This is a genomic window from Halobacillus sp. Nhm2S1 (assembly GCF_019599545.1).
In the GTDB taxonomy this organism is placed as follows: Bacteria; Bacillota; Bacilli; order Bacillales; family Halobacillaceae; genus Halobacillus.
This window is the reverse complement of the sequence record NZ_JAIEZV010000002.1, coordinates 607,444-632,952: the sequence shown is the minus strand read 5'-3', so window position 1 is coordinate 632,952 and position 25,509 is coordinate 607,444. Positions and strand designations below refer to the sequence as shown.

The window sequence follows — 25,509 nt, the reverse complement described above, 5'->3', positions numbered from 1 at the left end:
AGGAAAAGAAATGAAGCTTTTATTGATTATAGCCGTCATTAATGGATTTTTAGCTGTCGCTTTAGGTGCGTTCGGAGCTCATGGACTTGAAGGGAAAGTCTCTGAGAAAGGACTGGACCAATGGGGGAAAGCCGTTGATTATCAAATGTTCCACACAATGGCTTTATTTGTCACCGCGTTATTAATGAGCAAAATCCAGACCGGTGCTATGACAGGTGCAGGGTGGTTTTTCTTCATTGGCATCCTGCTTTTCTCAGGAAGTCTTTATATCTATGCTACGTCTGGAATCAAGATGTTTGCTATGATCACTCCGCTTGGGGGTCTGTCATTTTTAATCGGCTGGATTTTGCTGGGTTACGCTGTCGTCAAATATATTTAACTAAAAGTAAAGGATCGTCGTGAAAAATAGTAGGATCACCGCCCTCAAAAGTTGAATGATAGCATTCACTTTTTGCTGACGTTTCATCTCGAGCATACCTTCTAAGGCAAAGCTCCCCGCTAGAACATAGAACATGAGTAAGATGATCCATTGGTGTTCAAGCTGGAATAAACCAACCACGGCAAGAACTACAGCTAACAAAAGGGCACCTAATTGGGCTCTTTGGTAACTCTCATATGGAGGTCGCATCTGTACACCCTTTTCTTTTGGCATTCAGCCAGTAATTTTGAATATGGAAATGAAAAACTCGCTACCGAAATAGCGAGTTTTTTGCTTCATTAACGGGGTTGATAGTTGGCCATTCCTTGGCCGGTGCCAAATGGGTAGTTGTAGTTGATTTCTTCGTCAAATGTAATGTAATCAAGATAGACCATCAAGAGTAAATAACGTTTTCCTGTTTGGGGATCGCTGAGAATGATGTGGTCTCTTCCTGCGGCTTCAACGATTCCTTTGAAAACTTTTGCGTTCCACTGATCGTTGTTTTCAAAAGTCATATACACCGTAGCAGGTTTTCCGGCATTCAGACGTAATATGTTTTCGATGTATGACTCTTCGGAAGGTAACATATTCGGAGGATTTACTCCTTTAGATTGCCCTTGCTGCATTTGTGGAACTTGTAAACCGCCTTGCTGCATTTGTGGCGGTAGAACCCCTTGATGCATCTGTGCACTTGGATAGTATTGCATATACGGGTTTTGGCCGTAATACGGGGAGGATTGGCCGCCATACATCGGCTGTCCTTGACCTTGCCCCTGACCCTGTCCGCCCATTTGCGGTTTCTTCTGTGCCAATTGAATCACTCCTTATTGGAATTAATAAACACTAGGACAGTCAGACCGAGTCGGAGAATAGAAGCAGTGGGATTTGAACCTGCCCGTATTCCATTGGCCGAACCACTGAGCTGGACAATCTCCAGAAGGCTTGAAAAACCAAAGTGAATTCGTGGCAGGGTGGAACCGCTCACCATTGATCGTCCTTCTTGCAAGCCGTTTGTCTTTTTTCCGTGCCCTTTGGTAGAAGTATCCCTTTTGAGTAGCCTCAAAACCGCCGGGACTCTGGTACACCATTTTACGAATCGTATCGATCTCCGTGAAATCGATGCAATCTCCTCGCACACGGTTGACTCCGGTATTTCCGACCATAAGCATGCCTAGTTTACCTTCTCCTTCAGCCTCTGCTCTCATAAGTCTTGCTAATAATTTGACGTCGGCTTGATTGAAGGGGACAACAGCCATGCGGTCACCTCACTTTAATAAAGGCATGATTGCATGTTCTTTAACACTATATGTTGTACGCCCATAGAGATATGATTAAAAATATTATCTGATGGACAACAAAAAAGGACCTCCCAAGAAGGGATGGTCCGTATGATGATCTTCAACAATATGGCAGTTTTGTGGAGGGTATGGGGTAAAAAAAAAGCTGCCAGATGGGCTGGCAGCTTTCTACTTTAGACTTGTAAAAATTGCTCAACAGCGTCTGGCTTGAGGATGTTTCCGATATAGAAAGATCCGAAGTCGCCATAACGCGAAGTTACTTCATCGAAGCGCATTTCATAAACAAGCTTTTTAAATTGAAGGACATCATGAGCAAACAATGTAACGCCCCATTCCCAGTCATCGAAACCGATAGATCCGGTAATGATTTGACGGATCTTGCCTGCGTATTGGCGGCCGGTCATCCCGTGGGCATACATAAGTTTGGCACGTTCATCCTTTTCAAGGACATACCAGTTGTCGTCCCCCTGCCGGCGCTTGTCCATCGGGTAGAAGCAAATATGATTCCACTTCGGAAGGGTAGGGCGCAGGCGTGCCTGAATTTCAGGATCATCCTCGTTTGCACTCCCCATGTAATTGGACAGCTCTACGACAGAAACATACGAATAGGAAGGCTTCGTGAATTCTGCCAGTTTGGATTTGTTAAAAGCTGTTTCGATTTCATTCAGCTCTTCCATAGTCGGACGTAGAATCATCATCATGAAATCTGCTTTTTGTCCAACAATTGTATATAAAGCATGACTACCTTCTTTGTTACTTTCTGTTTCTTCCCATTGTCCGATCAATTCTTTGAATTCATTGATCGCTTCTTCACGGTCTTCGTTTGATGCATACTTCCATGCTGTCCAGTCGACAGCACGAAAATCATGCAGACAATACCAGCCGTCCATGGTAACTACTGCTTCTGGCATAGGATCGATCGCTCCTTTTTACAGTGAAGTATTGTACTAATTAAACATCCTCCATAAATATAACACAATTATATTTGGATAGATAACGATGCGGATATGACAAAAGAGTGAACAGGCAGGGAAGTATCATCTTTGTAGAAATAGGGTAAAGTTATAAAATGAAATCGCTTCAAACGGAAAACTTGATTCGAACCACTTTCATTTGAACACAAAAGGTCTTATCATGTATAACAGAATGAAAAAATGGAGGGTTAATCATGAGTAACCTATTTGATACTTTGAAGTCTAAAATTGATGGAAAAGGCAAGAAAGTCGTATTTCCAGAAGCATTAGACGAAAGAATCCTAACAGCAGTGAGTCAATTGGGTGCTGAAGGAATGTTGACACCTGTATTAGTCGGTAATAAAGAAAAAGTAGAACAGAAAGCCGCTGAGCTGAATGTAGATATTTCCGGTGCGGAAATTCTTGATCCTGCAAACTACGCGGAGTTTGATGAAATGGTCGCAAGCTTTGTTGAGCGCCGTAAAGGAAAAGCGACAGAAGAAAAAGCACGTGAAATTCTTCAAGGCGGGAACTATTTCGGTACTATGCTTGTCTACATGGGTAAAGCGGACGGGCTTGTCAGTGGTGCTGCACACTCTACAGCGGACACCGTACGTCCAGCTCTTCAAATCATCAAAACGAAGCCTGGAATTAAAAAGACATCCGGCGTATTCATCATGGTCCGCGATGAAGAGAAATATGTATTTGCTGACTGTGCCATCAACATCAATCCTGACAGCCAGGATTTAGCTGAGATCGCTTTGGCAAGTGCAGAAACAGCCCAGCTATTTGACATCCATCCAAAAGTTGCCATGTTAAGCTTCTCAACGAAAGGGTCTGCTCAATCTCCTGAAACAGAGAAAGTGACGCAAGCACTTGAAATCGCCAAAGAACAAAACAACGATCTATTAATTGATGGCGAATTCCAATTTGATGCGGCATTCGTTCCATCTGTGGCCGAGAAAAAAGCACCGGATTCTCCTCTAATGGGTGAAGCGAATACGTTTGTATTCCCGAGTCTTGAAGCCGGAAATATTGGTTATAAAATTGCCCAGCGCCTGGGTAACTTTGATGCGGTTGGTCCGATTCTACAAGGTTTGAACCAGCCGGTAAACGACCTATCCCGCGGTTGTAATTCCGATGACGTGTACAAGCTCGCCATCATTACTGCTGCTCAAGCTCTATAAGGGAGGAAAAAGCTCGCGTACGTCCAGCGAGCTTTTTTTGATCAAAACCGTAGGAGAAATAGAAAAGCGCTCGACACCTTTATTTCAGGTTGTCGAGCGCTTTTTCATTTCGTTTAATCATTTGTTCAAACCGTTTGTGGAACCAGTCAATTTCTTCTCCTTCTAAAGCATGGGTAACAAGGTGACCCGAGAGTTCATGTAATTTCATTAAGATACGGTCGCGCACGTCAGCAACGCTTAAATGGGTTCCTAATAGCTCATTCAAAGAAGCCATAACGTTTGGATCGATATTCGGATAGCTGAAACGGGTTTCTTCGTTGCGTTTGCCCAGTTCATAGAACCGCTTCAAAAGAGCCGCACGTTCAGCGCCGCTGCCACTTACGTCAAGATAAATCTGGACAGCGGAACCGTTTTTGACTCGTCGCTGCGAAATACCTGCGAATTTTTTGCCATTAATACTTAGATCATAGGTCCCCGGGCAATAGGATTGAGTAATTTCATAAGCTTCAATGCCGTTCGTCAAATCGGAAAAGAGTAGGCGAATAAACGATACCATCGCCTCATAACCGTCGTGGATATTTACCTGTTTAGAATCAGGGAAGATGAGGGAAAGGTTCAAAACACCGTCATCCAACACGACGGCGAGCCCTCCGGAATTACGGACAATCACATCATAACCGTTCGACTTCAAATGTTGAATGGCTTCTTTTATATAAGGAAGGCGGGCATCCGGAATCCCGAGTACGATCGTATCGTGGTGGACCCAGAGTCTTGCCGTTGTCGGGCTTATACGTTCACCGACACTTATGGATAATGCATCGTCCATAGCAAAAGACTGTAGAGCCGAAAATCCGGGGCCTAAATTGCTTTGGTCGATGAAACGGTACGTATCTGTTTTTAATAGTGGATGTAGTTCACTCATAGCATTCGTTCTCCTTTTCGAGTAGCAACGTCCATTATACCAAAACTCGCCTCTTGCATGAATGGAAGATCGATTGTAAAATTCTCTGTTGGATAAAAAATTCATATCGAATGTTAGAGCGCTTATAGACAGGTTTCCCGTCGAATACCTGTCAATATCTGTCTGTCAAGATGTTTTTTTGTCGGAATTTAAGGTATATAATAGATAAAAATGTCGTGTAGAAAGGACAAGCTGATGGTCTATCGTGATGAGAAGTTAAGTGAAGAAAAGGTTTTTAAAGACCCCGTACATCGATATGTCCACGTTCGAGAACGGGTGATTTGGGATTTGATCGGAACAGCTGAATTTCAGAGACTCCGTAGAATCAAACAGCTCGGCACATCCTATTTGACGTTCCATGGAGCTGAACACAGCCGTTTCAACCACTCCTTAGGTGTTTATGAAATTGTGAGAAGGATCATCGAGAACTTCAAGGACCGTCCGAACTGGAATCAGGAGGAGCGGTTGCTATGTCTTTGTGCGGCTCTTCTGCATGATCTTGGGCATGGACCTTTTTCGCATTCCTTTGAAAAAGTGTACAAGCTTGATCATGAAGATTTTACCCAGGCAATTTTACTTGGAGATACGGAAGTGAACAAAGTTCTAAGTAAAGTGGAAAAAGGTTTTCCAAAAAAAGTGGCCGATGTTATCAATAAAACCTACGAAAACAAGCTCGTCGTGAGCTTGATTTCTAGTCAAATTGATGCGGACCGTATGGATTACTTGCAGCGGGATGCTTACTTTACAGGCGTCAGCTATGGTCATTTTGACATGGAACGGATTCTTCGTGTCATGCGCCCGATGGAAGATCAGGTCGTCGTCAAAGAGAGTGGCATGCATGCAGTGGAAGATTATATTATGAGTCGCTACCAAATGTACTGGCAGGTGTATTTCCACCCTGTAACGAGAAGTGCGGAAGTCATATTAACTAAAATTCTCCACCGTGCGAAGGAACTGCACGAAGAAGGATACAGTTTCAAACTCAAACCGGTGCATTTCCTGTCCTTCTTTTCCGGTGAACCTTCACTTAAAGAATATTTGGCGTTGGATGAAGCGGTCGTCCTCTATTATTTCCAAACATGGATGGAGGAAGAAGATACGGTCCTTAGTGATTTATGCTATCGTTTCGTGAATCGGAAGCTTTTCAAATATATCGAGTTCAATCCAAATTCCCAGATGAATGAATGGATGGAGCTATACAAATTGTTCACTAAAGCGGGTTTAAACCCTGATTATTATTTAGTCGTTGACTCAAGTTCAGATCTTCCGTACGACTTCTATCGTCCTGGGGAAGAAGGAGAGAGGTTACCCATTCACCTTCTGCAGCCGAATGACGAGTTGAAGGAACTGTCCAGGCTTTCGGATATTGTTGAATCGATTTCTGGTAAAAAACGGACGGATCATAAATTGTACATTCCTCTCGATCGCCTTGAGGAAATGTCGAATCGAAGTAAAACGAAGAAGCGGATTATGGAAATTTTGTTTGGATAAGGAGTGAACCTCCATGTTGGAGAATCATGCGAAGTTGATGCAGTTTTTCTCAAGCACCGATGAAATTGTAGGCCGAAAGAAGTTACAGAAGATGATTTACATACTGAAAAAGTGTGAAATCCCTTTTGAAGAACGTTACCAATTCCATTTTTATGGCCCCTACTCAGAGGAGCTGACGTTGAGAATAGAAGAAATGTGTAACCTGGGTTTTATAAGTGAAACGAAAGAAGAAAAGAAGAATTATTATCAATACCGGTACGAGCTGACCGATAGCGGGAGAGATTTTTTGACCCACTATGAAATGGATCTTCCACCATTGAATGTCCATATTGAAGAAATGAATGGACGCAGTTCGCGTTTCCTTGAACTGGTTTCTACCATGCTTTTCTTTGAGCACTTGCCGAAAGAAGAGATCACCGAAAAAGTGTTCACGGTCAAGAGCGCTCAAAATTACACACAAGAAGATATTGATGAGGGATGGAAATTTATTGAATATTTGCGTTCCATTCATTAAGATGAAATGTAGGTGTACAATCATGTACACCTTTTTTATTGAAAATGGATGTCAGATAATTGAAAAAACATAATCCGAAAGTAGAGTGGAGGTCTAGGAACATGAGGGTCATAAAATTTTTCGCATACTATGTGTTCGGTATAGTCGGAATCCTATTGATCAGCACTTCACCGGCGTTGTTCAGGCAGGGGGCATTTTTAGATGTAGGAAACTACATGCAAGAGCTGAACCAACTGCTTGCTTTTGCCGGGAGCCCGGGGGAGTGGACCTATCTGTTCAAGGGACGTCCTGTGCCAATACTTGAGTACTTATGGGATCCCTATCAATATTCTATGACTGTTTTTTTTGGTGGGATTTTATTAGGATTCGTTCTCGCCCTGGGAGGCGCATTCTTGACTGTATTCTTACCGAGGTGGTTGCGAGCCGTGGTTGACCGTATTCTTGGCGTGCTTGAGAGCGTGCCGGATTTATTGTTGGCTTTTTCTTTACAATTGTTCATCGTTTGGTTTTATAAACAAACGGACATCCTGGTTATTTCCATTGCTTCCCTTGGACAGGGGGAGCAAGTCTACCTGCTTCCAATGCTCGCCATTGCCGTCCTGCCCATGGTGACGATGTACAAAATAATTCTTGCATTGATCGAGGAAGAATGGACGAAATCCTATGTGCAAATGGCCAGGGGAAAAGGATTGGAGAAGGCTGTCATACTGTGTGTACATATTTCTCGGAACATCGGCAAAAGTGCGTTCTACCATTCTAAAATCATTGTATGGGGGGCATTGTCGAGTTTGTTGATTATTGAATATATCTTCAATATGAATGGGATTACGACGGCATTTCTCAATGACTTTCGGCCGATTGTTTCAAGCTTTATCCTTCTCATGCTGTTTACCCCTTTTTATATCATTTATCAAGGAACTGAATTGTTCCTGTTTAAGGATGAGAAAAAGTCCGAAGCAGTGGCTACCCGTATGAACAGTTTTGTAGGTTCTGTCTCCTTCAAAGGGGGCGGCGGGTGGTTTACCTATGCGTTGTCAGAAATCGTGGCTCATTTTAAGAATATGAAGTTCCTCTTAGGGTTTACAGTTATTATGGGGGCCATCATCGTAAGTATCACTTATACCATGACCGCGGAGCCGCTGATTGATCAATACAGGCTGATCTACGATGATGAAGGGACGCTTGTCAGTTCGATGCCCCACACACCAGAGTATGTGTTTCTAGGTACCGACCCTCTTGGTTTTAGCGTGTTGGACCAAATTCTTGTTGGTGCAAAATATACCATCATTTTCGGGCTCCTCATTGCTTTCTTACGAATGGCGATTGGATTTATTTTAGCTATTCCTTATGCTTTCTTTCTACCTAAAAAGGTACAGCTTGTTATTGAAAAACTGGTGGACAGCATGCACTTTTTACCGATGACGATCATTGCCTTTTTGCTGTTGAGGCCGGTGTTGTGGATGCCACCTGGAGGGTTTACCACCACCGAAACAGAAAGAATTCTATATCAGGGCATCATTTTGACACTTTTAGCTGTCCCCCTTGTCATGACGTTGTTCGGAAATGAAATGAGATTGATCATGAAAGAGGAGTTCGTCACGAGTACAAAGGTCCTTGGTGGCAGTTCTGTTCATCTATTGTGGAAGCATTTGCTGCCTCACTTGAGTGCCCGTATGGGGATTATTTTTGGCCAGCAGTTCATCCAGACGCTGCTTATTTTCATCCACCTGGGTGTTTTTGATATTTATTTTGGAGGGACAAAAGTCAGCTATGATTTTGTGGCGGACCCACCAACGAGTACCACCTATGAATGGTCCGGGATGATCGGAGCAGCCAAAGATTCGTTGATGACTGGGCGATGGTGGCTCATCATTCCTACGCTTCTTTGTTTCATGGCTATCATTATTGCGATGCAGTTGATCATCCAGGGAATCAAGGAAGTACAACAGCGTCGTGTTGGGGTACCTGTAGAACAGAATACATGGATCAAGAAAATTTTTAGTAGAAAGGAAACGCGCGGAAGAAAAGTTGATTCCCTCAAGGAAGGTGATTTTGTTTTTGTGCCAGAACAGAAGAGGGATGATGAGTCTCGGGATGACCATGGATATAGGAGGAAGTCGATATGAACCATATTCCTGTCTTTGAAATGGAAAAGATAAAGTTGCGAGGACTGAAAGTGTCAGATGCTCCTTCTTTGTTTCCGTTCATGAGCCGTCAAGATACAATGAAGTACATCACTCCCCATCCCGTTCTGTCTTTGAGAGAGGTGGAAGCTTACGTAGAAGAAAGGCTGGCTGGATTCCGCAAACAAAAAAGTTCCATGGGTGATTGAGAACGAGGAAGGCAGATGCATCGGATTTTTTCGCTTTCACAAATGGAGTGTTTGGCATAGGAAAGCGGAATTGGGGGCTGTCATTCATCCAGCGTATCAAAAGACAGGAATCATGACGGCGGTCTTCCGTACTGTTCTCCCATATGGGTTTGACATACTGAAGCTGAACCGGATAGTCGGCGACATTTTTGCTGAAAATGAGGGATCACGCAAGCTCTTGAATAAATTCGGCTTCCGGGAAGAGGGAGTGTTAAGGGAAACAGATTTTGATGGAGGGAGATTTCAGGACACCATCGTTTTTTCCATGCTGAAAAAGGAATATGAGCAGGTTAAACAAACGTTTGACCAATAATGGAGCATCTCTTCTAACAAGAACTGTTTTGTATGTTAAAATGGGACAAAATAAGAGGACGATCGAAGAGGAGGATCGCTTTATGAAAGAGTTCGATCAATTTAAAAACAAAGGTGAAAGCAACGATAAAAAGAAGAACCAATTCACAATTATTAAAGATGATTCGACCGATGGTCATGGGGGATATGGTGTCGGTTCCATCAGTTTGGAAAATATGACCCCGGTCATTGTGGATCCTAATGAAGAGGAAGCCTATGTCGATATGGGTGCGCTTCATGCGCGCAGTAAGGTAGAGAAACGTATTAAATTCATCACGGACCGTGAAGTGGTTAAAAACGGACTGCAATATTGGATTGCATGGGTAACGGTGGATCATCAGGAAGGAAAGCCGTGTTACCATGGTGTGGCTGCCAGTGAGATTGTCGTGGACAGGTCCATCAAGCGCGGATACAAATTGATGCCTGAACATGTGAATCATATGGATAAATCTTTGAAGGGGCGCTTTGTCGTCGATCACCTTGATGAAAAGTCCAAGAAGCTGCTTGGTGAATATCTGCGTGACTTTAAACCAGAATTATGGGAGAACACGGCGCAGGAACTAAAAGACTCTCTGGGTGTACAATAATTCATGGTGGAAAGCTCATAGCATCGATACGGAGAGAGGGGAATCTGAAGGGTTTCCCTCTTTCTAATTAGATTTCTCATAGAAGAAAGGAGAAACTCCTATGAAAAGGGTTTTAGAAGATGATGTAGTGTTCCATTTGGTAATTGCTTTTGTGGGTTTGATTTCAGGAATTCTTCACTTCCTGTTTAAATGGTCGTTTTATGCAGACCATGAGTATTTAACATCAGGGCTATGGTTTGTTGCAGGCGCATTCGTGATCTATGTCAGTTGTATTTTCGTTTTCGGATATCAGAAGAAAGCCAACGCAGGAAACAAAGAAATGGAGTAGTCTGATGTGTACTCCCACTTTTTTTACTTTTCTGGACTAGAGAAGGATATGGGTGGACATCGGATGGTTTTCGTAAGTATGAAAATTCCAGTTTACGATTCCCTCTTTTATGATAGAATAAGAACAAACGTTCGTGGTGGAGGGAGCCAATAATGGATAACCGGAATCGTGATCGCGGGACGATCAAGTGGACATCGCTCATGTTACCGGAGCATGTAGAAATGGTGAAAAAACTTTGGAAAGAAGACCAGCGGGTAGAAAAAGGAATCATGGATGAACAGAAAGCTGTCGAGATTGATTTTCTTTTGCAGAGGGCACTAACGGACAATCTTACTGTCCAGGTTAGAGTCCACAATGGTTTCGATTATGAAGACATAAGGATGAAGGTGACCCATGTGAACCGTAACAATCACATGGTAACGGGGGTGGATGGACAAACAAAAGAGACAATCCGTATCCCCTTGGATGATATCGCTGACCTTGCCATTTTGTAAGGTGTTCACGATTTGTTCACAAAATGTTCATGAAAAAAGTGTAAGAATTCAGACGCCCAATCTTGACGAATTAGCGATAAGGGTAATATATTAAGTAACACATGGGTTATACATGTTTACTAGGACAGAGAAAGCGACCGGTTATCCCCGGTCGTTTTCTCTGTCTTTTTTTATTTTCTGATGAACGCTGCCCCAATGTTTCTTAAAAAAAGCGAAAGGTCATCCGATGTGAGGATGACCTTTCGCGCCAAAGGAGGCATGAGTCGCGCCAAAGGAGGCATGAGTCGCGCCAAAGGAGGCATGAGTCGCGCCAAAGGAGGCATGAGTCGCGCCAAAGGAGGCATGAGTCGCGCCAAAGGAGGCATGAGTCGCGCCAAAGCGACCGGAAAAGCATTAAAAGAACCAATCAACAACATCTTTGAACCATGGATCATCTTTGAATTCATCATCAACATCTTTACTTTCGTCCCCGCCACAAACATCCTTAGGTATATCGGATTCTTCCATGTACACTAATCTTTCCTGAGGACAGTTGGGGCCTGCAACATAGCCGGTTTCAGGATCAATGTAGACTCCTTTTACTCCTGGGGGTGGAATGAAGGCTGCTGTAGGCTCATTCTCATGTATTTTCTCCATCGTATCCGCCCAGATAGCCTTTGCATACCGATGGTCATTGAAGCCTTCAAGCGGCTTGCTGCCTTCGTCATACCCGACCCATACAGCGGAGACGTATTGAGGACTGAATCCGATCATCCAGCTGTCGTTGTCGGTGGTGCCGGACTTTCCTCCATACATGCGTGTCAGCTTCCCTTTAATTGGAGTCCCAGTAACCGATGCATAATCAGCGTCTAAAACCGGATCGAACATTCCTGTCATCATATGGGTGACGGTGAATGCCCGCACTCGATCGACAGCATCATCTTTATTGTAAGTCGGTTTGTACTCATAAAGAACATTCCCATGCCGGTCCGTAATTTTAGCGATGGTATGGCCTTCTATGGATTCCGTTCCTTTCACCATTTTTCCATAGGCACTGACCATATCGAAAAGGGAGATGGAAGAGTATCCCAAGGCAAGGGACGGGTGTGGTTTGAACGTCTCCTCAACACCGAACGTCTTCATTGTTTTTCCTAGCTTTTCCGGTCCGATATCCATGTGGGTCTTCACCGCATAAATATTATCGGAAACGGCCAGGGCTTGGGCCATGGAAATCGGTTCCTCTGCATATTGGTCGTTGAAATTAGAAGGGATATAAGGTTCACTTTTACCTTTCACTTCAATTTCAATAGGCTGCGTCTCTTTCATCGTGACAGGGGAATACCCTTCTGCGAGCGCTGCATAATACAGAAAAGGTTTGATGGTTGAACCGACGGAACGCTTCGCCTGGGTGGCTCTGTTGAATGGACTTTCTCCATAATCTTTACCACCGACAAGGGCGGTAATCGCTCCAGAATGGCTATCCATCACCGCAGATGCGGTTTGGATCTCTGCACTTCCTGGAATGGTCCTTTTCACCTGTTCTTCAAGAATCCGTTGATGCTCTTCAATTAAAGTGGTGTGAATATGATAGCCGCCTGTCTGTACACTTTCTCTGTCTACATCAAGAAGCTGAGCCGCTTCGGTAACAACTTGGTCTTGAAAGTAAGGAGCAATCTCCTGGGTTTCATCTTCTTCACCATCTGCATAGGAAATGCTCGCTTCCACGGCTGCTCTTTTTTCAGAGGAAGTGATATAGCCGTTCCGTTCCATTTCAGCTAAGATTTGCTGCTGTCTTGCTTCTGCTCGTTCCGCGTTTGCGAGTGGCGAATAATAGGTCGGGCCTTTTGGGATGCCGGCTAACATGGAAGCTTCCGTCAAAGTAAGATCTGCCGCATGTTTGTTGAAATACTGCCGGCTAGCGGCTTCAATTCCATAAGCCCCGTGGCCGTAATAGATGGTGTTTAGATAACCTTCCAATATTTCATCTTTGTTATAAAAAATTTCTAATCGTAAGGCATAGAGAGCCTCGTTCAGTTTCCGTTTCCATGTTTTATCATGGGAAAGGTATAAGTTTCTTGCGTACTGCTGGGTGATGGTGCTGGCCCCCTCGGCCATCCTCATTTGCTTAATGTCCGTAAGCGCAGCTGCCGCAATACGCTTCAAGTCGAAACCGAAGTGGTTATAGAAACGCCGGTCTTCAATAGCTAATGTCGCGTCTTTAATAGATTCCGGCATTTCCTCTATGTTAATCCAATAACGTTCTTCGGCCCCTTGCTCTTCTCCTATGATTTCCCCATCAGTCCCGTAGAAGACGGTATTTTGTTCAGTCATCAACGATGGAGGTCCCTGGGTGATAGCGTAGATCAGTACGCCGATGATTCCGACAATCCCTATGATTGTGCCAAAGACGGTGAGTTTCATTCCTCGGACCGCCCATCTATAAGTGGTTCTGAAAAATGATCGCATTCTTTTATACTCCTAACTGTTACGAATGTATAAAGACTGCTATTATTATGTGAGAATACGTAGTAAAATAAACTTCTTGAGTGAAACAAACACAAAAGCGATGAAAGTTATTTCATAGATGAAAAAGGAGAAATGCAACATGGGTACTTGGTTTACAGAGAAACAGACCGATCATTTCGGGATTACAGCGAAGGTCAATCGCTCCCTGCATAGTGAGAAAACCGACTTTCAAGATTTAGAGATGCTGGAAACAGCGGAGTGGGGCAATATGCTCGTTCTTGATGACATGGTCATGACGACAGAGAAGGATGAATTCGTTTATCACGAAATGGTTGCCCATGTTCCATTGTTTACTCACCCGAATCCAAAAAACGTTCTTGTGGTTGGTGGCGGAGATGGTGGCGTCATCCGCGAAGTATTGAAACATGAAAGTGTGGAGAAAGCGACACTTGTTGAAATCGATGGAAAAGTCATCGAGTATTCGAAGAAGTATCTGCCTTCCATTGCAGGGGCGCTCGAAGATGCAAGAGTAGAAGTGAAGGTGGACGACGGCTTCATGCACATCGCCAAAAGTGAAAACGAGTATGATGTCATCATGGTCGATTCCACAGAGCCTGTAGGACCGGCCGTCAATCTTTTCTCCAAAGGGTTCTATGAGGGAATTGCCAAAGCTTTGAAAGAAGACGGTATTTTCGTCGCTCAAACGGATAATCCATGGTTTAAAGCAGATCTGATCCGTCAGGTGTATAGCGATGTGAAAGAAACCTTCCCGATCACAAAAGTGTACACAGCGAACATCCCGACCTATCCTAGTGGGCTGTGGACATTTACCATGGGAAGTAAAGTCCATGACCCTCTACAAGTCAAAGAGGAACGTTTTGCAGAAATCGATACGAAATATTACACTGACGAAATTCACCGCGCATGCTTTGCACTGCCGAAGTTCGTCAAAGATCTGACGAAGGAGTGACCCGCATGCGTTTTGATGAATCCTACTCTGGAAAAGTATTTATCATGAGCCGGGCGACGGAAGAGGAAGCGGATGCTGTCATTTACGGGATGCCGATGGACTGGACTGTCAGCTTCCGCCCAGGGTCACGCTTCGGCCCGAACCGTATTCGTGAAGCTTCGATTGGGCTGGAGGAATACAGCCCGTATCTCGATCGTCACTTGGAAGAAGTGAACTATCATGATGCCGGCGATCTGATGCTGCCTTTCGGAAATGCAGCACGGAGTCTGGATATTATTGAAGGGTATCTCGATGAGTTGATTGAAAAAGGAAAATTCCCTCTTGGTCTTGGAGGGGAGCATCTCGTCACATGGCCTGTCATTCAGGCGATGTACAAAAAACATCCTGACCTCGCGATCATCCATATTGATGCCCACGCGGATCTGCGTGAGGAGTATGAAGGGGAAGTGTTGTCCCACTCGACACCGATTCGTAAATCGTGTGAGTTGCTGGGTGCAGAAAATGTGTATTCATTTGGCATCCGCTCCGGTATGCGTGAAGAGTTTCAATATGCAGAAGAATCCGGGATGTATATGGCAAGGTTCGAGGTGCTGGAACCTTTGAAAAAAGTGCTTCCTGAACTGGCCGGCCGTCCGGTATACGTCACGATTGATATTGATGTGCTCGATCCTGCCTTCGCCCCAGGAACAGGGACCGCAGAAGCGGGCGGCATCTCGTCGAAAGAACTGCTTGCAAGCATCCATGCCTTAGCGGGCAGCGATTTGAACATTGTGGGGGCGGATCTCGTTGAAGTGGCTCCGGCCTATGACCCGACAGAGAAGACGCAGATTGCTGCCAGTAAGTTCATTCGCGAAATGCTTTTAGGGTTCGTCAAATAAATGATAGAATGGAACAAGCCACTGTGAGAGGTCTTCATAGTGGCTTTTCTATATGGATCGACCTAGTTGAAAAGACACGATACAAAGGAGCTTTTGTTTTGGATAAAAAGACGATTGGAGTAGCAGCGATTTATGTATTGATCATGCTCCCGTTGTTGCTTCTCACTTATGGAGCAAACTGGAACCCATCCAACATTTCGTATGAGTTGAATGGAGATACACTAGTGATCAACGAAGGAATAGGGAAAGCAGAGGTGGCTGAAGTGAACGTGGCAGAACGTATGAACGAGCTTCTGCAGTTCACCTTGGCTGTTTCTGTGGAGAATAAACAGTGGAGTACAGATGTATGGGTGGTCGGCCTCCTGCTTCCATTCTTACTATTCGCCATTGTGCCGGACCGCCGTCCGCTCAAAAAAAATCTATCATTCAAGTGGTACTTGACGATTGTTTTGGCTATCCTAGTTCTATATGCGGCTTATTCGATTCCGAATCACGTCGCCCAAGTGAAGGAAGTCCATGAATACGTCAACCTTCTGCTACAATGATGCTTGCGTTTTTCTGTTCGAGTTCTTATAATATATTAGTTATATCATGTACGTAAAAATGGCGATAGAAAAGGTGGAGGGAACATGCCAAGTCACGCAAAAGATGTCCAGGTGCAGCTTGTTACAGAGATACAGGATGGGGATCGTAAAGAAACGATGAAGATCCAGGAATCTGGGCAGTTTTTTAAACGAGGCGATACGCAAGTGCTCACCTTTACTGAGCACCCGGAAGACGGAGAACCGGTCAGTACGATGGTGACGATTAAACCGGAACATGTCAGCATCAAACGAAGCGGTGGCGTGGAAATGCGCCAGGTTTTCCAGACATCCACGGAAACGGAAAATTTATATCACCATACGTATGGTGATTTTCATATGAAAACCTTAACAGATAAAGTGGAATTCCGTTCTTTGGAAGAATCCACACAGGGCCGACTGTATTTAAGTTATACCATGACTTTAAACCATGAAGTGACTCAAGCCCACCGCTTGACGTTGACGTTTGAGGAGGAGAGCGATTCATGAATATCGTTGAACAAATGGAACAGAAACTGAAGGATGAAATTGTGCGCTCAGTCCTTGCTGCTGAGCTTGCATCTGAGGAAGAAATGCCTGAAGTAATCCTGGAGCAGCCGAAAGACAAAGCGCACGGAGATTATGCCACAAACATGGCGATGCAGCTGGCACGCGTAGCCAAAAAGAACCCACGTGCCATCGCGACCGATCTCGTAGAGCAGTTCGACAAGTCCAAAGCGTCTATTGAGAAAATTGAAATTGCCGGACCAGGGTTCATCAACTTTTATATGAACAATCAGTATTTGACTGAATTGGTGCCTACGATTCTGGATGCTGGAGAAGAGTATGGACGCAGCAATAGTGGAGAAGGGCATAAAATCCAGGTGGAGTTTGTCTCTGCCAACCCGACAGGAACCCTTCACTTAGGTCACGCACGTGGTGCGGCTGTCGGTGATTCCCTTTGCAATGTATTGGATGCTGCAGGATACGATGTTTCCCGTGAATATTACATTAATGATGCCGGGAACCAAATGGCCAATCTGGCGAAATCTCTGGAAGCCCGCTATATGCAGAACCTCGGAAAAGAGTGGAGCATGCCGGAAGATGGCTACCACGGCCGGGATATCATCGGTTTAGCTGAAAAGCTCGTCAGTGAAGACGGTGAAAAATGGGTCGATGTTGCGGAAGAAGAGCGCCTTCAGTTCTTCCGTGAGTATGGATTGAAGTTCCTTTTGGATAAAATTAAAACAGACCTGGAAGAATTCCGTGTTCCATTTGATGAGTGGTTCTCTGAAACTTCCCTTTATAACGATGATCAGATCACAGATGCGCTGGCGGTATTAAAAGACCAAGGCTATGTGTTTGAAAAAGATGATGCGACATGGTTTGAAACGACGAAGTTCGGAGATGACAAAAATCGCGTACTCATTAAAAATGATGGAACGTACACGTACTTGACGCCGGATATCGCTTACCATAAAAACAAATTGGATCGTGGGTTTGATACACTGATCAACATTTGGGGAGCCGACCACCATGGCTACATTCCACGAATGAAAGCAGCCATCCAGGCGCTTGGTTACGAAAAAGATACGTTGGAAGTAGAAATCATCCAAATGGTGAATTTGTTCCAGGACGGCGAAAAGGTGAAAATGAGTAAGCGTACAGGAAAAGCGGTTACCCTTCGTGAACTGATGGAAGAGGTAGGAATTGATGCCATGCGTTACTTCTTCTCCATGCGCTCCAGTGATTCCCACCTGGACTTTGACATGGACCTTGCCCGTTCAGAGTCGAACGAAAACCCTGTGTATTACGTACAATATGCACATGCCCGCATTTGCACGATGCTGAAGCAGGCAGAAGAAAAGGGTCTAGTGAAAGATTCATTTGACGGAAGCTATCTCACAGCTGAGAAAGAAGAAGACCTTCTCAAGCGTCTCGGAGAATTCCCGCAAGTGGTGGCAGATGCCGCAGAAAAACGCACGCCACACCGCGTGACTCAATATGCATTCGATCTCGCATCGAACCTGCACAGCTTTTATAATGCTGTCAAAGTACTGGACGATGAGAATCCAGAGCTGACAGCAGCGAGAATTGCCTTGATGAAAGCTGTCCGTACAACTTTGAACAATGCACTTCGATTAATCGGAGTTTCTGCACCAAACCAAATGTAATTCCATATACTAGGAAAAGGGCGTCTTTGCTAATAGAGCAGGGGCGCTCTTTTTCTATATTTACACAAAAAGGTATTATGTTATTGAAGGATATGGCAGGTTTTGGAATACTCAGTTTTGAGACTTTTGGGGTTCGTTTGCTTTATTAGGAGTCAGGGATTGGCTGGGAAGCTACTCGCTTTCCTCCGAGGAGGCTCACCGCGCTCCCGCCGAAAGCGAGCAATTCCCTGTAGCCCTCATCCACTCAACAAAAATCTCGAAACTGAGTCTTCCATTATAGGGAGCTTATGTAGGAATCAGTTGGCTTTTTTGGTGAATCAATAGAGGAGGGGTTTCGTAACATAAAAAGAAGCTTGCATGACAAGGAGCATGCAAGCAAAAACTAGTACTGGATCTTACATATCGAAAGGTTGTGGAAAAGGTGAAAGAAGTCATTCTCGCATTGATTACAGGGTTCATCGTTGGATTGGTTTTTGCAGGGTTCAAATTACCGATTCCAGCTCCGCCTGCGTTTGCCGGAGTTGCAGGAATCATTGGGATCTACCTCGGTTTTAAAGTTATGGCGTGGGCAGGTCCCATGTTCGCTGAATTTTTCAAGTGAAGGATTACAAGAACGGTCTCAACAATACGGCAATTCTCTGGTTCAGGCGGGTGGTGAATGAACGGCGCTTGAGCCAGTGTTCATTGAAAGGAATGGCGTCACCAGCATCTTCAAAGTAGGCCGCTCGCAAGTCATTGATGAAGTCCTCATCATACACATAGGTGTTGATTTCCTTGTTTAAAAAGAAACTCCGACGGTCGAAATTGGCCGTACCAATATCGGCAAATGTTCCGTCTATGATGATGATTTTAGAATGATAAAAGCCTGCATCAAATAAACGAATAGAGGCTCCACTATAGTAAAGCTCTTTTAAATAAGGGATGGCTGCAGGCTTTACAAATGGATGATCGGCCTTCATTGGGATCATAATGTGAAGCTCAACGCCACGGTCAATGGCCTGCTTTAAGTCGTTTTGTAACCTGGGTGTCGGAATGAAATAGGGAGAGCCGATCAGAATTTCTTTTTTTGCAGAGGTAATCATCTTCGAAAATTCTTGTTCCAGCTCGACACCGTCGGTCGCCATAATGTTCATTTTATACTCTCCGTCATCAGAAGGCTCACAAGGAGAGAGTGTTTCTCCTGAAGCCAGGTACCAATCATCCAGCATGACCTTATGGATTTCTGAAACGACGGGGCCTGTCAAACGCAGGTGATAGTCTCTCCAGTCTCCGAATTTTGCTGATTCCCCTATATAATTCTTTCCGATGTTAAATCCACCTACATATCCTACTTTTCCGTCAATAACCGTAATTTTTCTATGATTTCTCCTATTTAATCGATAAAAAAAGAAGGGGAATCCGGGAGTTTCGGCGAAATAGAAATCAACCCCTGCGTCTTTTAGTTTCTTTCTGGCTGACTTATTAATTTTGTATCCTCCGAGCCTGTCGACAAGCAGACGCACAGGAACACCGTTTCTGGCCTTGTTCTTCAATACATCTAAGAAATTCTCACTAATATAATCGTTATCGATCAAGTAGAAATAGACGTCGACTTGTTTCTTAGCTTCAGAAATTTCCTGGAACATCTGCTCAAAAAGGACCGAACCATTCTTATATAATTTGTAATTACCGAGGGTCTCCGGTAAAGGAATGGGTCTATGGTTTTTCTTGTGCTTTGCCCGTCCCATTCTAAAGTCGATGAAAAGAAGGAATAGAAACAAAAGGATAAATAATATGATAGTGACGAGCATCTTTCTTCCCTCCTAAAAAATATCTTCCTGATAGTTTCCCCGTTTTTACAGGTTTCAAAAGGAAAAACACGAAAATATGTTGACTGAATGCTCATTCATAATTTATAGTAAAGCTATAAGATTCAGAAAATTATAAGATTAATTGTCGATTTTCTGATCGGAGAAAAGGGAAGTCGCCATCGCGCGACAACAACAAAGAGGGGGAGAACCAATGAATCCGTTGTTGGTGGCAAACTGGATTTTATTCCTTGGCGTCCTTGTCTACGGCCTGTACTTGTTCGTCCGTGTCGTTCAGACCCGCGTCGCTTACATTAAACTGGGGAAAAAATTCGAGTATGACAGACAGCTGAAGAGGCGTTTGCAGAAGATTTGGATTTATGTTTTTGGACAAAAGAAGTTATTGAAAGATAAGAAGTCGGGCATCATCCACGTCATGATGTTTTATGGATTTATCCTCGTCCAATTCGGGGCAATCGACTTTATCTGGAAGGGACTGGCTCCAGATTCTCATCTGCCTTTAGGGCCTTTCTATCCAGGCTTTACATTCTTTCAGGAAATCGTGACACTGACGATCCTAGTCGCTGTCATTTGGGCGTTCTACCGCCGTTATATTGAGAAGTTGGTTCGCTTGAAGCGTGGCTTCAAGGCAGGACTTGTCCTGATCTTTATTGGGACTTTGATGGTCACCGTTCTTGTAGGAAATGGCATGGGGCTCATCTGGCATGGCCATGAAGGTGCATGGACAGAACCTGTTGCGTCCGGAATTGCAAGCGCTTTCGGCTGGCTGCCTCCTGCAGCTGCTGCAACCGTGTTCTTCATTATGTGGTGGATCCACCTGCTCATCCTGCTTACATTCATGGTTTATGTACCTCAGTCGAAACACGCACACCTGATTGCAGCACCAGTCAACGTGTTTTTGAGCCGTGAAGAACCACCTGGAAAACTAAAACCGATTGATTTTGAAATCGACGAAGATGCAGATGAAGAAGACGTATCTTTCGGAGTTGGAAAAATCGAAGACTTCAATCAGCTGCAAATGATCGATTTTTATGCCTGTGTGGAATGTGGACGCTGTACCAACGTCTGTCCGGCATCAGGCTCCGGTAAAATGCTTTCGCCAATGGACCTGATCGTAAAATTGAGAGATCATCTGACAGAAAAAGGAGCGGCTGTGACCGGCCAATCTCCATGGGTGCCTGCTTATGCGTTTTCCGGAACAGAAGGAAATACGCTCGCACAAATGTCCCGCTCTCAAGGATCAGATGAAGCAGCAGCTACGCTGGATGCAGTCAACAATAAGAGCTTGATCGGAGATGTCATCACAGAAGAAGAGCTTTGGGCTTGTACGACTTGCCGTAACTGTGAAGATGCCTGCCCGGTCATGAACGAACACGTCGATAAAATCATCGACCTTCGCCGTTACTTAGTTTTGACAGAAGGAAAAATGGATGCTGATGGACAGCGTGCGATGATGAACATCGAACGTCAAGGAAATCCGTGGGGACTTTCTAAGAAAGAACGTGAAGACTGGAGACAGTTGGATGAGGATGTTCAAATCCCTACTGTGAAAGAATTGAAAAAATCAGGAGAAGAATTCGAATACTTATTCTGGGTTAGTTCGATGGGCTCTTACGATAACCGCAGCCAGAAAATCGCGATGGCTTTTGCCAAACTGATGAATGCAGCGGATATCAAGTTCGCAATTCTTGGTAATAAAGAGCAAAACTCCGGAGATACAGCCCGCCGTATGGGGAATGAATTCCTTTTCCAGGAGCTTGCTGAAAAGAATATGAAAGAATTCGAAAAACATAACGTGAAGAAAATCATTACGATCGACCCGCACGCCTACAACATTTTCAAAAATGAGTATCCGGACTTTGGACTTGAAGCTGAAGTTTATCACCATACGGAAATGCTTGCCGAATGGTTGAAAGAGGGCCGCTTGAAACCAGAAGGGGTCGTGAAAGAGAAAATCACTTACCACGATAGCTGTTACCTCGGTCGCTACAACGAAGTGTACCAGCCACCGCGTGAGGTGTTAGAAATGATTCCTGGCGTCGAAGTGGTTGAAATGAAGCGTAACCGTTCCAACGGCATGTGCTGTGGAGCTGGGGGCGGGATGATGTGGATGGAAGAGAAATCCGGAAACCGTGTCAACGTCGCCCGTACCGAACAGGCGCTTGAAGTTGAACCGACAATGATCTCCAGTGGCTGTCCATTCTGTCTGACGATGCTTTCCGATGGAACGAAAGCGAAAGAAGTGGAAGAGGAAGTCAGCACGATGGATATTGCCGAGATCCTCGCAAAATCCATGTTTGAGAAAACAGAAGAGAAGACCGCTTAATCAAACGTTTGACCAATTTTTTGACCGTCGAACGATCCCGTTAAAAGAAAAAATAGTATGAAAATTGTGGAAAGTGTACAGTGTTTTATGTACACTTTCCTTATGGGGCGATTTTGAGCGAGCGTTCAATCGTCAATTTTGAAAGCGTTATCAATAAGAGGAGGAATAAACATGCGTAAAACTGTAATTGTTGCTGGAGCCCGTACCCCTTTTGGAAAATTAGGAGGATCGCTTGCACCTTTGACAGCTGCACAGCTTGGAGGTATTGCGATCAAGGCAGCTTTGGAACGTGCCAACGTAAAAGCAGAAGATGTGGATGAGGTCATTATGGGGACTGTCCTTCAGGGCGGTCAGGGACAGCTGCCTTCCCGCCAGGCTTCAAGGGAAGCTGGCATTCCTTGGGATGTAAAGACAGAAACCGTAAACAAAGTATGTGCCTCTGGTATGCGTAGTGTGACGATGGGCGATCAGTTCATCCGTTTAGGGGAAGAAGATATCATCGTTGCTGGAGGTATGGAGAGCATGAGCAATGCGCCTTACTTTATGCCGAAAGCACGCTTTGGATTCCGTATGGGCGACGGCGCCGTCAAAGATATGATGGTGCATGATGGTTTGACATGTTCCTTTGAAAATGTCCATATGGGAAACTACGGAAACCGGACAGCTGAAGAATTTGAATTAACAAGAGAAGCGCAGGATGAATGGGCGTATCGTAGCCACCAGAGAGCTGTGAAAGCTATAGAAGAAGGAACGCTTGGGGAAGAAATTACAGCAGTTGAAGTTCCTCAAAGAAAAGGCGATCCGAAAGTTGTCGATACAGATGAGGCGCCAAGAAAAGATACGACGGTCGAAGCTTTGGCTAAACTTCGTCCTGTTTTTGATAAAACGGGAACGATCACGGCAGGAAATGCCCCTGGGGTCAACGACGGAGCTTGTGCCATGCTGCTCATGTCTGACGAAAAAGCGGAAGAATTGGGTGCGGAGACACTGGCCACGATTCTCGCGCACGATGAAATTGCTGTGGAAGCTCAGGACTTCCCACAGACGCCTGGACTCGTCATTAATAAATTGTTGAAAAAAGCCGGGAAATCCATAGAAGAGATCGATCTGTTTGAAGTGAATGAAGCTTTTGCTGCCGTTTCCTTAGCAAGTGGCAAAATTGCAGGACTTGACCACGATAAAGTGAACGTCAATGGTGGAGCTGTTGCACTGGGTCACCCGATTGGAGCCAGTGGTGCGCGTATTCTTCTCACCCTTGCTCACGAATTAAAACGCCGTGGCGGTGGACTTGGAATCGCAGCGATTTGTTCTGGCGGAGGTCAAGGAGACGCCGTATTGATCGAGGTACCGAAACAATAAGGAGGAATGAGGGATGACAATCAATCAAGTCATGGTCATAGGGGCAGGCCAGATGGGTGCGGGAATTGCTCAGGTTTTTGCTCAGGCCGGATTGAACGTAAAAATGAACGACATGAGCCAGGATGCACTGGATCAAGGGCTGGCGGGTATTGAAAAGCGCCTGAAGCGGGCGGTTGAAAAAGGAAGAATGAGTGAAGAAGATCAAAAAGCGGCGTATGGCCGCTTACAGACAACGACTGACTTGAAGGACGCCTCTGACTGTGACCTTGTCGTGGAAGCGGTCGTTGAGAACATGGATGTGAAGGTAAGCGTCTTCCAACAGCTGGATGAGATTACTCCTGCACATGCCATTCTGGCAACCAATACATCTTCCTTACCGATTACGGAAATTGCTGCCGCGACTAAGCGTCCAGATCAGGTGATCGGCATGCACTTCATGAACCCTGTACCTGTAATGAAGCTGGTGGAAATCATTCGTGCCATCCAGACGAGTGACGAAACGTATCAGGCGATTGAAGATATGACGAAGAAATTGGAAAAAACCCCTGTCGAAGTCGAGGACTTTCCAGGATTCGTGTCCAATCGAATTTTAATGCCGATGATTAACGAAGCGATTTATACGGTTCACGAAGGAGTAGCATCTCCTGAAGATGTGGATGCCGTCATGAAGCTTGGGATGAATCACCCGATGGGACCACTTACGCTTGCTGACTTTATCGGTCTTGATACGTGTCTATATATTATGGAAGTCCTTCATGAAGGATTTGGAGACAGCAAATACCGTCCCTGTCCGCTTCTGCGTAAATACGTGAAAGCAGGCTGGCTCGGGAAGAAGTCTGGACGCGGTTTTTACACCTACGAATAACGTGTGAAGGGGAGAGCGAGAATGAATTTGCAGTTCACGGATGAACAGGAAATGATGAGAAAAATGGTCCGCGATTTTGCGGAAAAAGAGGTGGCACCTGCCGTGGAGCGGATGGAACGGGAGGATCGGTTTCCTTCCGAGCTGCTTCCGAAAATGGGGGAACTCGGGTTGATGGGCGTGCCTATTCCAGAGAAGTACGGCGGCGCTGAGATGGATTACATCTCCTATATCATCGCGATTCACGAAATTTCAAAGGTGAGTGCGACGCTCGGAGTCATTCTATCTGTCCACACCTCAGTTGGAACAAATCCAATTTTGTATTTCGGTACAGAAGAACAGAAGAACAAATACATTCCGAAACTGGCATCAGGTGAATATTTAGGAGCATTCGCCCTGACAGAACCGAGTGCGGGTTCTGATGCGAGCAGTCTGAAAACACGAGCAGTAAAGCAAGGGGACCATTACATTCTCAACGGTTCTAAAGTGTTCATCACCAACGGAGGAAATGCAGATACATTCATCGTTTTCGCCCGTACGAATCCGGATGTGGAAACAAAGAGAGGATTGAGTGCGTTTATCGTAGAGCGGGACACCCCTGGCTTTTCCATCGGAAAGGCAGAGAAAAAGATGGGGCTGCACGGGTCCAGTACCGTTTCGTTGAACTTTGACCAATGCGAGGTTCCCGTTTCCCAACGACTCGGAGAAGAAGGGGAAGGGTATAAAATTGCGCTGGCCAATTTGAACATCGGACGAATCGGCATTGCCGCCCAGTCCCTTGGAATTGCGGAGGCGGCGCTTGAGCATGCGGTCTCCTATGCCAAAGAACGAGAGCAGTTCGGGCGTCCCATCGCCCATTTGCAAGGCGTATCGTTCAAACTTGCCGATATGGCGACAGAAGTAGAAGCGTCGAAGCTTCTCGTCTATAACGCCGCTTCTCTGCAGGCGGCCGGCAAAAAGTGTGGAAAAGAAGTGTCAATGGCCAAACTGATGGCATCCAAAACAGCGGTGAAAGCGTCGATTGAAGCTGTGCAGGTCCATGGAGGATACGGTTATACGGAAGATTATGCGGTCGAGCGCTTCTTCAGGGACGCCAAAGTTTGTGAAATATATGAAGGTACAAGTGAAATACAAAAAATCGTCATAGGCAATCATCTGATCACAGACTAGGAGG

At 45.0% G+C, this 25,509-nt stretch carries 27 protein-coding genes; 20 read left to right on the top strand and 7 right to left on the bottom strand.

The features are described 5' to 3' along the window. The first annotated feature begins 10 nt into the window (after positions 1–10). Positions 11–379 (top strand): DUF423 domain-containing protein, encoded by a 369-nt coding sequence (locus K2225_RS09515; protein ID WP_220584510.1) that lies wholly within the window; start codon positions 11–13, stop codon positions 377–379. On the opposite strand, the gene K2225_RS09510 is transcribed toward K2225_RS09515, so the two are convergent. The 4 genes from K2225_RS09510 to hemQ all read right to left on the bottom strand — a co-directional run bounded on the left by K2225_RS09510 (position 380) and on the right by hemQ (position 2,627). Beyond that, on the bottom strand, positions 380–628 hold the full coding sequence (locus K2225_RS09510) for a hypothetical protein (RefSeq protein ID WP_146817745.1): 249 nt from the start codon (positions 626–628) through the stop codon (positions 380–382). A gap of 89 nt (positions 629–717) precedes the next feature. Then, a complete protein-coding gene (gerQ, locus tag K2225_RS09505; RefSeq protein WP_255574362.1) occupies positions 718–1,230 on the bottom strand; it encodes a spore coat protein GerQ in 513 nt (170 codons plus the stop codon). Positions 1,231–1,251: 21 nt separating this feature from the next. Then, on the bottom strand, positions 1,252–1,674 hold the full coding sequence (locus K2225_RS09500) for a cell wall hydrolase (RefSeq protein WP_220584509.1): 423 nt from the start codon (positions 1,672–1,674) through the stop codon (positions 1,252–1,254). 215 nt (positions 1,675–1,889) lie between these two features. Beyond that, on the bottom strand, positions 1,890–2,627 hold the full coding sequence (gene hemQ, locus K2225_RS09495) for a hydrogen peroxide-dependent heme synthase (protein ID WP_220584508.1): 738 nt from the start codon (positions 2,625–2,627) through the stop codon (positions 1,890–1,892). 257 nt (positions 2,628–2,884) lie between these two features. Here hemQ and pta point away from each other — a divergent pair, with 257 nt between their 5' ends. Further along, on the top strand, positions 2,885–3,856 hold the full coding sequence (gene pta, locus K2225_RS09490; RefSeq protein ID WP_146817739.1) for a phosphate acetyltransferase: 972 nt from the start codon (positions 2,885–2,887) through the stop codon (positions 3,854–3,856). 79 nt (positions 3,857–3,935) lie between these two features. On the opposite strand, the gene lipL is transcribed toward pta, so the two are convergent. Further along, positions 3,936–4,778 (bottom strand): octanoyl-[GcvH]:protein N-octanoyltransferase, encoded by an 843-nt coding sequence (gene lipL, locus K2225_RS09485; protein ID WP_220584507.1) that lies wholly within the window; start codon positions 4,776–4,778, stop codon positions 3,936–3,938. Between the two features lie 234 nt (positions 4,779–5,012). On the opposite strand from lipL, the gene K2225_RS09480 reads away from it, so the two are divergent. The 8 genes from K2225_RS09480 (at position 5,013) to K2225_RS09450 (ending at position 10,953) form a co-directional block, all read left to right on the top strand. Next, positions 5,013–6,308 (top strand): HD domain-containing protein, encoded by a 1,296-nt coding sequence (locus K2225_RS09480; protein ID WP_220584506.1) that lies wholly within the window; start codon positions 5,013–5,015, stop codon positions 6,306–6,308. Positions 6,309–6,321: 13 nt separating this feature from the next. Next, a complete protein-coding gene (locus K2225_RS09475) occupies positions 6,322–6,822 on the top strand; it encodes a YwgA family protein (protein ID WP_220584505.1) in 501 nt (166 codons plus the stop codon). A gap of 101 nt (positions 6,823–6,923) precedes the next feature. Then, positions 6,924–8,948, top strand: a complete 2,025-nt coding sequence (locus tag K2225_RS09470; protein WP_220584504.1) for an ABC transporter permease subunit — start codon at positions 6,924–6,926, stop codon at positions 8,946–8,948. Continuing rightward, a complete protein-coding gene (locus tag K2225_RS20035; protein WP_255574360.1) occupies positions 8,945–9,154 on the top strand; it encodes a GNAT family N-acetyltransferase in 210 nt (69 codons plus the stop codon). Before K2225_RS09470 ends, K2225_RS20035 begins: the two co-directional genes overlap by 4 nt. After that, positions 9,147–9,506, top strand: a complete 360-nt coding sequence (locus tag K2225_RS09465; protein WP_370632732.1) for a GNAT family N-acetyltransferase — start codon at positions 9,147–9,149, stop codon at positions 9,504–9,506. The genes K2225_RS20035 and K2225_RS09465 overlap by 8 nt, the downstream gene beginning before the upstream one ends. Before the next feature lie 82 nt (positions 9,507–9,588). Further along, complete coding sequence (locus K2225_RS09460; protein WP_146817727.1) at positions 9,589–10,131, top strand: YwhD family protein; 543 nt, start codon at positions 9,589–9,591, stop codon at positions 10,129–10,131. A gap of 100 nt (positions 10,132–10,231) precedes the next feature. After that, on the top strand, positions 10,232–10,459 hold the full coding sequence (locus K2225_RS09455; protein WP_220584503.1) for a hypothetical protein: 228 nt from the start codon (positions 10,232–10,234) through the stop codon (positions 10,457–10,459). Positions 10,460–10,611: 152 nt separating this feature from the next. After that, positions 10,612–10,953 (top strand): YolD-like family protein, encoded by a 342-nt coding sequence (locus K2225_RS09450; protein ID WP_220584502.1) that lies wholly within the window; start codon positions 10,612–10,614, stop codon positions 10,951–10,953. A gap of 393 nt (positions 10,954–11,346) precedes the next feature. Here K2225_RS09450 and K2225_RS09445 read toward each other — a convergent pair whose 3' ends face one another. Next, the gene (locus K2225_RS09445; protein ID WP_220584501.1) at positions 11,347–13,398 is read right to left on the bottom strand and encodes a transglycosylase domain-containing protein; all 2,052 of its coding nucleotides are present in this window, start codon (positions 13,396–13,398) and stop codon (positions 11,347–11,349) included. A 139-nt stretch (positions 13,399–13,537) separates the two neighbouring features. On the opposite strand from K2225_RS09445, the gene speE reads away from it, so the two are divergent. The 6 genes from speE (at position 13,538) to K2225_RS09415 (ending at position 18,581) form a co-directional block, all read left to right on the top strand. After that, positions 13,538–14,368 (top strand): polyamine aminopropyltransferase, encoded by an 831-nt coding sequence (gene speE / locus K2225_RS09440; RefSeq protein ID WP_220584500.1) that lies wholly within the window; start codon positions 13,538–13,540, stop codon positions 14,366–14,368. A gap of 5 nt (positions 14,369–14,373) precedes the next feature. Then, entirely contained in the window at positions 14,374–15,246 is an 873-nt protein-coding gene (speB, locus tag K2225_RS09435; protein WP_220584499.1) for an agmatinase, read from the top strand. Between the two features lie 98 nt (positions 15,247–15,344). Next, on the top strand, positions 15,345–15,791 hold the full coding sequence (locus K2225_RS09430; protein ID WP_146817680.1) for a hypothetical protein: 447 nt from the start codon (positions 15,345–15,347) through the stop codon (positions 15,789–15,791). A gap of 84 nt (positions 15,792–15,875) precedes the next feature. After that, positions 15,876–16,316, top strand: coding sequence for a YwiB family protein (locus tag K2225_RS09425; protein WP_146817678.1), 441 nt, complete (start codon positions 15,876–15,878; stop codon positions 16,314–16,316). Then, positions 16,313–17,980 (top strand): arginine--tRNA ligase, encoded by a 1,668-nt coding sequence (argS, locus tag K2225_RS09420; RefSeq protein ID WP_146817675.1) that lies wholly within the window; start codon positions 16,313–16,315, stop codon positions 17,978–17,980. Before K2225_RS09425 ends, argS begins: the two co-directional genes overlap by 4 nt. 421 nt (positions 17,981–18,401) lie before the next feature. Continuing rightward, complete coding sequence (locus K2225_RS09415) at positions 18,402–18,581, top strand: XapX domain-containing protein (RefSeq protein WP_089654841.1); 180 nt, start codon at positions 18,402–18,404, stop codon at positions 18,579–18,581. A gap of 4 nt (positions 18,582–18,585) precedes the next feature. On the opposite strand, the gene cls is transcribed toward K2225_RS09415, so the two are convergent. After that, positions 18,586–19,770, bottom strand: coding sequence for a cardiolipin synthase (gene cls / locus K2225_RS09410; protein WP_220584498.1), 1,185 nt, complete (start codon positions 19,768–19,770; stop codon positions 18,586–18,588). 211 nt (positions 19,771–19,981) lie between these two features. On the opposite strand from cls, the gene K2225_RS09405 reads away from it, so the two are divergent. From K2225_RS09405 to K2225_RS09390, 4 genes are all read left to right on the top strand, one after another. Next, on the top strand, positions 19,982–22,114 hold the full coding sequence (locus K2225_RS09405) for a heterodisulfide reductase-related iron-sulfur binding cluster (RefSeq protein ID WP_146817668.1): 2,133 nt from the start codon (positions 19,982–19,984) through the stop codon (positions 22,112–22,114). A 171-nt stretch (positions 22,115–22,285) separates the two neighbouring features. Beyond that, positions 22,286–23,473: an acetyl-CoA C-acetyltransferase gene (locus tag K2225_RS09400; RefSeq protein WP_220584497.1), complete on the top strand. Its 1,188-nt coding sequence runs from the start codon at positions 22,286–22,288 to the stop codon at positions 23,471–23,473. Between the two features lie 13 nt (positions 23,474–23,486). Further along, on the top strand, positions 23,487–24,338 hold the full coding sequence (locus K2225_RS09395; protein ID WP_146817663.1) for a 3-hydroxybutyryl-CoA dehydrogenase: 852 nt from the start codon (positions 23,487–23,489) through the stop codon (positions 24,336–24,338). Positions 24,339–24,359: 21 nt separating this feature from the next. Beyond that, on the top strand, positions 24,360–25,505 hold the full coding sequence (locus K2225_RS09390) for an acyl-CoA dehydrogenase (protein WP_220584496.1): 1,146 nt from the start codon (positions 24,360–24,362) through the stop codon (positions 25,503–25,505). The last annotated feature ends 4 nt before the right edge of the window (positions 25,506–25,509 follow it).

Excerpts from the sequence above, each read along its gene's own strand:
- speB (WP_220584499.1), top strand. The coding sequence starts at position 14,374 with ATGCGTTTTGATGAATCCTACTCTGGAAAAGTATTTATCATGAGCCGG.
- K2225_RS20035 (WP_255574360.1), top strand. The coding sequence starts at position 8,945 with ATGAACCATATTCCTGTCTTTGAAATGGAAAAGATAAAGTTGCGAGGA.
- hemQ (WP_220584508.1), bottom strand. The coding sequence starts at position 2,627 with ATGCCAGAAGCAGTAGTTACCATGGACGGCTGGTATTGTCTGCATGAT.
- K2225_RS09515 (WP_220584510.1), top strand. The coding sequence starts at position 11 with ATGAAGCTTTTATTGATTATAGCCGTCATTAATGGATTTTTAGCTGTC.
- K2225_RS09460 (WP_146817727.1), top strand. The coding sequence starts at position 9,589 with ATGAAAGAGTTCGATCAATTTAAAAACAAAGGTGAAAGCAACGATAAA.
- speE (WP_220584500.1), top strand. The coding sequence starts at position 13,538 with ATGGGTACTTGGTTTACAGAGAAACAGACCGATCATTTCGGGATTACA.
- lipL (WP_220584507.1), bottom strand. The coding sequence starts at position 4,778 with ATGAGTGAACTACATCCACTATTAAAAACAGATACGTACCGTTTCATC.
- K2225_RS09510 (WP_146817745.1), bottom strand. The coding sequence starts at position 628 with ATGCGACCTCCATATGAGAGTTACCAAAGAGCCCAATTAGGTGCCCTT.
- K2225_RS09480 (WP_220584506.1), top strand. The coding sequence starts at position 5,013 with ATGGTCTATCGTGATGAGAAGTTAAGTGAAGAAAAGGTTTTTAAAGAC.
- K2225_RS09390 (WP_220584496.1), top strand. The coding sequence starts at position 24,360 with ATGAATTTGCAGTTCACGGATGAACAGGAAATGATGAGAAAAATGGTC.
- K2225_RS09395 (WP_146817663.1), top strand. The coding sequence starts at position 23,487 with ATGACAATCAATCAAGTCATGGTCATAGGGGCAGGCCAGATGGGTGCG.
- argS (WP_146817675.1), top strand. The coding sequence starts at position 16,313 with ATGAATATCGTTGAACAAATGGAACAGAAACTGAAGGATGAAATTGTG.
- pta (WP_146817739.1), top strand. The coding sequence starts at position 2,885 with ATGAGTAACCTATTTGATACTTTGAAGTCTAAAATTGATGGAAAAGGC.
- K2225_RS09450 (WP_220584502.1), top strand. The coding sequence starts at position 10,612 with ATGGATAACCGGAATCGTGATCGCGGGACGATCAAGTGGACATCGCTC.
- K2225_RS09455 (WP_220584503.1), top strand. The coding sequence starts at position 10,232 with ATGAAAAGGGTTTTAGAAGATGATGTAGTGTTCCATTTGGTAATTGCT.
- K2225_RS09405 (WP_146817668.1), top strand. The coding sequence starts at position 19,982 with ATGAATCCGTTGTTGGTGGCAAACTGGATTTTATTCCTTGGCGTCCTT.
- K2225_RS09445 (WP_220584501.1), bottom strand. The coding sequence starts at position 13,398 with ATGCGATCATTTTTCAGAACCACTTATAGATGGGCGGTCCGAGGAATG.
- K2225_RS09500 (WP_220584509.1), bottom strand. The coding sequence starts at position 1,674 with ATGGCTGTTGTCCCCTTCAATCAAGCCGACGTCAAATTATTAGCAAGA.
- cls (WP_220584498.1), bottom strand. The coding sequence starts at position 19,770 with ATGCTCGTCACTATCATATTATTTATCCTTTTGTTTCTATTCCTTCTT.
- K2225_RS09475 (WP_220584505.1), top strand. The coding sequence starts at position 6,322 with ATGTTGGAGAATCATGCGAAGTTGATGCAGTTTTTCTCAAGCACCGAT.
- K2225_RS09400 (WP_220584497.1), top strand. The coding sequence starts at position 22,286 with ATGCGTAAAACTGTAATTGTTGCTGGAGCCCGTACCCCTTTTGGAAAA.
- K2225_RS09470 (WP_220584504.1), top strand. The coding sequence starts at position 6,924 with ATGAGGGTCATAAAATTTTTCGCATACTATGTGTTCGGTATAGTCGGA.
- K2225_RS09425 (WP_146817678.1), top strand. The coding sequence starts at position 15,876 with ATGCCAAGTCACGCAAAAGATGTCCAGGTGCAGCTTGTTACAGAGATA.